Raw genomic sequence first — 6,209 nt, 5'->3', positions numbered from 1 at the left:
GAGTAGTTGCCGCGTCGAGCACCCATCGCCGCCATCGCCTTGGACAACGAGTCGCCATAGGCGTGCTCGCCGTCTGCGRACGTGCGCGCGAGCGATCGGCCCGCGAACTCGGTGGCCACACCACCCGGTGCAATGAACTTGGCACGGATGCCCAGCGGCGCGAGTTCGTAGGACAGCGACTCGGTGAAACCGACGATGGCGAACTTGGTCGCGTTGTACAGCGAGTAGAACGGAAGCGCGATCAGGCCGCCGAGGGAGGCGACGTTGATGATCGTGCCGCTGCCCTGGCGCCTCATGGTCGGCAGCACGGCGCGGGTCACGGCAAAGACGCCTTCCACATTGGTGGCGAACTGGCGCTGGATCTGCTCGTCGCTCGCTGTTTCGAAAGGACCGAACAGCCCGTAGCCAGCGTTGTTGACAACCGCATCGATGCGGCCGAATGCCTCCAGCGCGGCGGCAACGGCCGCGGTAACCGAAGAGGCATTGGTCACGTCCAGCGGCAGCAGCTTGAGCCCGGGGTGCTCGGCCAGCGCCGCGCCGTCGGCGGGCTTGCGCATGGTGGCGGCCACGCGCCACCCGCGTTCAGCAAACAGATTCGCGGCGGCCAGGCCGATGCCGGACGAGGCGCCGGTGATGAGGACGACGGGGGACGATTCGGCAGACATGGCGGTAGCGTCTTTCAGAAAAGGGATGTCAAACAAGACGAGAACTCAGGCGCGGATGCCGTCCCAGCAGAGCTGGAACGCGATCGCACGGCTGTCTTCGCCGTCGGTGATCGCTCCCCCGCGGATCAGCCGCGCGGTTTCGCGAACCGACCCGATGAAGAACGAGGCCAGGAACGGGACCGGGATGGTCTTCAGGATCTCTTGCTGCTGCCCTTCGGTGACGATGTGCAGCAGCCCCTCCCCGAGCTTGTTGGTGTAGGCGCGGACCTCTTCGGTCATGTAGGCCGAGCCGATGAATTGCTCCATGAAGCTGACCTCGTCGTGGCGCCGCAGCCGGTGGTCCAGCATCCGGTTCCACACGTTGCGCACCCGGCTCTTGACGGGGGCGCCCGGATCGATCTCGCCTCCGTAGAAATCCATCGCCTCGCGCTTGGCGCGGCGGTAGACCTCGTTGAACAGCGCCTCCTTGTCGGCGAAGTAGACGTAGAGCGTGCTGGTGCCGATGCCGGCGGCCTTGGCGATCTCGCCCAGGGTCAGCCCAAGCAGCCCGCGCTCGGCCGCCATGCGGCAGGTTGCGGCCACCACGGCGTCCAGCTTTTTCTCGTCTTTCGGCTTCATGGGACGAGAGAATAGACGAATAAATATTCGCCTACAAGTAGAAAAGTGGCGACTTTGGACTTCGAGGATTACGATCAGAACTTGTCGCCACCGACAAGTACCATGAGCACAAGCCTCTGTACGATGTTGCGCGAATGGCCGACAAAGGACTCTGCTGGCCCCGGCGAGCATCCGAACGAAAAATCCCTTTTAAGAGAATTTGTATTCGTGTAAGCTCGCCCCCCAAGCGAAGGGCAGCTGGAAGATCGAAACCATTGCCGCCTGCCTGTCACCTGGATCCGCCACGCAAGGAGCCGCGATGAAGTTGAACGTGAATGGGCATGACCATGAGGTCGATGTCGAGCCCGAGATGCCCTTGCTGTGGGTGCTGCGGGACGAGCTGCACATCACCGGTCCGAAGTACGGTTGCGGCATCGGCTACTGCGGTGCCTGCACCGTGCACATCGGGGGCGCAGCCGTCCGCTCGTGCTCCATGCCGGCCAGCGCGGTGGCGTCGCCCATCGTGACGATCGAGGGGCTCGGGCAGCCCGAGGCACTGCACGCGGTGCAGAAGGCCTGGATCGAGCACCAGGTCGCGCAATGCGGCTACTGCCAGTCAGGCCAGATCATGACGGCGGCCGCCTTCCTGGCGAATGCCCGTGCCGTCCCCACCGATGCCGAGATCGACACGGCGATGGGCGCCAACCTGTGCCGCTGCGGCACCTACCCTCGCATCCGCGAGGCGGTCAAGACCGCCGCCAAAACCCTGAAGGGAGCCTGAGCATGGGCCGCGTCGCCACCATTGCGCGTCGAACCTTTCTCATCGGCTCTGCCGCCGTCGCTGGCGGGGTCGTGTTCGGCGTCTACCAGGTCCGCAAGCCACACGCCAACCCGCTGCGCGAAGGGCTCAAGCCCGGCGAGGCCGCCCTCAGCCCCTGGGTCAGGATCGACAAGGACGCGGTGACCCTGATCACCCCGCACGTCGACCTGGGCCAGGGCGCCCACTCGGTTCAGGCGCTGCTCATTGCCGAAGAGCTGGACATCGAGTTCGGCCAGTTCCGCATCGAGCCGGGCACGCCGGCACCGGCCTACTACAACCGCGCTTTGGCCAGCGAACAGGTGCCCTTTCTGTCGCACGACACGAGCTTCCAGGCCGAAACCATGCGGGGCGCGATGGGCGGCTTGTTCAAGGTCATGGGCGTCATGGTCACGGGCGGCTCATCGACCGTGCCCGACAGCTTCGACAAGCTGCGCGAAGCCGGTGCCGTCGCGCGCGAGACGCTGAAGCTTGCAGCGTCGAAGAAGACCGGCGTGCCCGTGGCGCAGTTGAAGACGGCCCATGGCGCGGTGCAACTGCCCGATGGCAAGGAGCTCAAGTACACCGAATTGGCCGAGCTCGCCGCGACGCTGGAGCCGGTCAGCAACGTGACGTTGCGCGAGCCTTCGCAATGGCGCCTGATCGGCAAGCCGGTGCAGCGCCTGGACATCGTGGCCAAATCCACCGGCACGCAGCGCTACGGCCTTGATCTGTCGATGGAAGGCATGGTGCACGCCGCCGTGAAGGTGAACCCTCGCCAGGGCGGCAAGCTCAACCGTTATGACGACGCGAAGGCCAAGACGCTGCGCGGCGTGAAGAAGATCGTCCCCGTCACCAACGGCGTCGCAGTGATCGCCGACAACACCTGGCGCGCGTTCCAGGCCGTCAAGGCCATCGAGTGCGACTGGGGGCCAGCCCCCTACCCGGCCGACATGCAAGGGCATTGGTCCGCGGTCGCCGCCAGCTTCACACCCGAGCGGCTGGACAAGGAATGGCGCCACGACGGCAACGTCGAGCAGGCCCTGACGCAAGGCCAGGTCATCGAGGCGGAGTACAAGGCGCCCTATGTGGCGCACCAGCCGCTGGAGCCGCTGAACGCCATCGTCAAGGTCGGCCCGGACGGCGTGGACGTGTGGGTCGCCCACCAGATGCCGCGCTTCGTGCAGCAGAAGGTGGCGGCCGTCACCGGCCACAAGCCTGAGCAGGTACGCTTTCACCAGCAATACGCCGGCGGCAGCTTCGGCCATCGGCTGGAGTTCGAGAACGTCACGCTGTGCGCAGAGATCGCCAAGCAGATGCCCGGCACGCCGGTCAAGCTCACCTACTCGCGCGAGGAAGATTTCGCACACGACTTCCCGCGCCAGATCGGCATGGCGCGCGGCAAGGGCGTGGTCAAGGACGGCAAGGTCGACGCCTATGACCTGCAGGTCGCCACCGTCAGCTCATCAGCCTCGCAGTCGGCGCGCCTGGGTCAGGCCCGGCCACCTGGCGCAGACGGCCAGATCGCTGCCGGCGCCTGGAACCAGCCCTTCGCCATCCCCAACTTCCGCATGCGGGCCTACAAGGTGCCGGAGCTCGCCCCCACGAGTTCCTGGCGCTCGGTGGGCGCGTCCTCGCAGGGCTTTTTCGCCAACGCATTGCTCGACGAGCTCATCCATGCCGCCGGCGCCGACCCGCTGCAAGAGCGACTGCGCCTGTGCAACCACGAGGTCTCGCGCAAGGTGCTGGAAGCGGTGGGCCAGATGTCGAACTGGGGCGCGAAGCTCGAGCCCAACCGTGGGCGCGGGCTGGCCTTCGTCGAAAGCTTCGGCGTACCGGTGGCCGAGGTCGTGGAGGTCACCAAAACGGACAAAGGTATTCGCATCGACAACGTCTTCGTCGCGGTGGACGTGGGCCGTGTCGTCGATCCGGTGAACTTCGACAACCACGTCAAGGGCGCGGTGGTCTGGGCGCTGGGGCATGCGATGAACTGCGAGATCACCTACGCCGACGGCATGGCGCAGCAGACCAACTTTCCGCTGCACCCGGGCATGCGCCTGGACCAGTGTCCGAAGATCGTCGTGCGAGGGTTGGAGAACGGACCGCGCGTGCGCGGCGTGGGCGAGCCGCCCGTGCCCCCGGCAGCGCCGGCCCTGGCCGCTGCGATCTTCGCCGTCACGGGCAAGCGTTTGCGCGAGATGCCGTTCAGCAAGTTCGTCGACTTTGTCTGAGCGGGAGGGCTCAAGCAAACCAGGCCGGGCAGCCTGTGGCTGATCTAAAGGAATGCACTGTGCAGGCCTGTGCGGGAGAGCAACGGAAACCCGTCGCAGCCTGCGCCTGTAAGTTCGAAACGACTCGTGCGACTACGTTGCTAGCGGCCGGCTGAAGGCGGGGGAAGTGCCCCACGACACCAAGGCAGTGCGTCGCATTCATCGTTTCAACATTTCCTTTGGAGACCTTCCCATGAAGACCAAGATTGGCATCACCCTTTTGCTCGTTAGCACACTGGCCACCTTCGGCAGCCTGGCCTATGCGGACGGCCCGCTCACCCGCGAGCAGGTCAAGATGGACCGCGAAACCTTCCTCAGGCTGATGCACTGGGACGAGCTCACCGGCCAATGGGTGCTGAAGTCCAACATGGAGCCGCCCACCGGCGTGAAGTCGCGCTCCGAGGTGCTGGCCATGCGCGACGACTGGCTGCGCATGCACAGCTTCGACGAACCGACCGGCACCTGGGTGACCATGGGCGCCGCGCGCGACATGAGCAAGCTGACGCGCGAACAGGTCAACATGGAGACCGTGCGTTTCCTGATGACGTACCGCTTCGACGAGGCGAAGAGCGAATGGGTCAGCAAGCTGATGCCCACGCACTGAGCCGGTACATCGCGGCCTCACGCTGAGAGAAGCCACGCGACAAGACGAAGCAGGCCCTAATCGGCCTGCGCCTCGACGTCGCCCGCCACCTGCAAAAACGCGGCGATCAGGCGCGATGCCTGTCGCTCCCGCAGGCAGTAGAGGTATTCGACAACGCATGGCATCTCATCCACGAAGGGCCGCACCACCAGCTCTGCGTGCGCGGCCGCCTCGTGCCGGGCGAACAGGCTGACGCCCAGACCACGCAGCACAGCCTCGCGGATCGCTTCGCGGCTGGCGATTTCGGTCACGTTGCGGGGCGAGACGGCCGCCTTCTCCAGCACCTCTTCGGTCAGGCGACGCGTCATCGAGCCGCGTTCGCGCAGGATCAGGTCGCATCCGGCCAGATCGCCCAACCCAAGTTGCCGGCGCTGCGCCAGCGGGTGGTCGCGGCGCAGCATCAACACCAGCGGGTCTTCGCCGAGCACGGCGCGGTGCAGCCGCTTGTCGGTCTCAAGATGCGACGAAGTGGCGATGTCGACGCGTGATTCGAGCAGCGCGTCGATCATCTGCTGCGAGTTGCCGGCGCTCAGGCTGGTCTCGACCAGCGGGTAGCGTTCGCGGTAGCGCTGCAGGATGTCCAGCACGTAGTACGGTGCGGTCGCACCGACACGCAGGTTGCCGCGGTAGGTGTCGCCGGCCTGGCGCAGCGCGAACTCGACTTTGATCTCATGCTGCAGCAGCTGGTCGACGGCGGGCAGCAAACGAATGCCTTCGTCACTGAGGCGCAGCCGGCCGCCCTGGCGGTGGAACAGCTCGACGCCGTAGTGCGCCTCCAGCGCGCGGATCTGCGCGGTGACCGACGGCTGGCTGATCGCCAGCTGCTTCGCCGCCTGGGTCACGCTGCCCAGGCGCGCCACCGCGAAGAAGGCTTTCAGCTGGGTGACAAACATTGCGGTTCAACCACCCAGGTGCCGCTCAGCCAGCGCCAGCGCGATGCTCATGCCCACGCCCGATGTGATGGCCACGGCACGCACGCCGGGTGCCGGATGCAGCACCTCGTACGGGCGCGGCCCGCTGGCGTAGATGCCTTGCCAGCGTTCGGTCACGCGCAGTGGCCGCTGCAGCAGCGCCTTGGCCTCGGCCAGGATCAGTTGGTCGACGGTCTCGTGTTGAAACAGCCCCGGCGTGGCGCCGTAGTGATGCGAATCGCCGATGATCAGCTCGCCCCCCTGCCCCACCTGCTGAACGATCAGGTGGATGCCGTGTTCGAGCAAGGCAGGTTGCGTGGCCTGGAC

The 6,209-nt window shown here is 66.0% G+C and carries 6 protein-coding genes and 1 pseudogene; 3 read left to right on the top strand and 4 right to left on the bottom strand.

The window, feature by feature from the left end; genetic code table 11:
- Positions 1-665, bottom strand: a 665-nt coding sequence (locus tag AC1DYI_RS24100) for an SDR family oxidoreductase (protein WP_477206669.1), incomplete at its 3' end; no start/stop codon positions are given.
- Positions 666-710: 45 nt separating this feature from the next.
- On the bottom strand, positions 711-1,283 hold the full coding sequence (locus AC1DYI_RS24095) for a TetR/AcrR family transcriptional regulator (protein ID WP_477206668.1): 573 nt from the start codon (positions 1,281-1,283) through the stop codon (positions 711-713).
- A gap of 298 nt (positions 1,284-1,581) precedes the next feature.
- Between AC1DYI_RS24095 and AC1DYI_RS24090 the strand changes: the two genes are divergently transcribed.
- From AC1DYI_RS24090 to AC1DYI_RS24080, 3 genes are all read left to right on the top strand, one after another.
- Positions 1,582-2,043, top strand: coding sequence for a (2Fe-2S)-binding protein (locus AC1DYI_RS24090; protein ID WP_477206667.1), 462 nt, complete (start codon positions 1,582-1,584; stop codon positions 2,041-2,043).
- 2 nt (positions 2,044-2,045) lie between these two features.
- The gene (locus tag AC1DYI_RS24085) at positions 2,046-4,289 is read left to right on the top strand and encodes a xanthine dehydrogenase family protein molybdopterin-binding subunit (RefSeq protein ID WP_477206666.1); all 2,244 of its coding nucleotides are present in this window, start codon (positions 2,046-2,048) and stop codon (positions 4,287-4,289) included.
- 232 nt (positions 4,290-4,521) lie between these two features.
- Entirely contained in the window at positions 4,522-4,932 is a 411-nt protein-coding gene (locus AC1DYI_RS24080) for a hypothetical protein (RefSeq protein WP_477206665.1), read from the top strand.
- Between the two features lie 56 nt (positions 4,933-4,988).
- Here the strand turns inward: AC1DYI_RS24080 and AC1DYI_RS24075 are convergent, their stop codons facing one another.
- Both AC1DYI_RS24075 and AC1DYI_RS24070 read right to left on the bottom strand, forming a co-directional pair.
- Positions 4,989-5,864 (bottom strand): LysR substrate-binding domain-containing protein, encoded by an 876-nt coding sequence (locus AC1DYI_RS24075; protein ID WP_477206664.1) that lies wholly within the window; start codon positions 5,862-5,864, stop codon positions 4,989-4,991.
- 6 nt (positions 5,865-5,870) lie between these two features.
- Positions 5,871-6,209: pseudogene (locus AC1DYI_RS24070) on the bottom strand (TIGR03364 family FAD-dependent oxidoreductase); the annotation flags it as partial.

The sequence above is a fragment of the Ideonella sp. P3_A4 genome (assembly GCF_056403075.1).
Note: the sequence above shows the minus strand (reverse complement) of the source record. Positions and strands in the feature narration are given on the sequence as shown.

What these genes read in the sequence shown, in the direction of transcription:
- AC1DYI_RS24095 (WP_477206668.1), bottom strand. Translation starts at nt 1,283, where the DNA reads ATGAAGCCGAAAGACGAGAAAAAGCTGGACGCCGTGGTGGCCGCAACC.
- AC1DYI_RS24090 (WP_477206667.1), top strand. Translation starts at nt 1,582, where the DNA reads ATGAAGTTGAACGTGAATGGGCATGACCATGAGGTCGATGTCGAGCCC.
- AC1DYI_RS24085 (WP_477206666.1), top strand. Translation starts at nt 2,046, where the DNA reads ATGGGCCGCGTCGCCACCATTGCGCGTCGAACCTTTCTCATCGGCTCT.
- AC1DYI_RS24080 (WP_477206665.1), top strand. Translation starts at nt 4,522, where the DNA reads ATGAAGACCAAGATTGGCATCACCCTTTTGCTCGTTAGCACACTGGCC.
- AC1DYI_RS24075 (WP_477206664.1), bottom strand. Translation starts at nt 5,864, where the DNA reads ATGTTTGTCACCCAGCTGAAAGCCTTCTTCGCGGTGGCGCGCCTGGGC.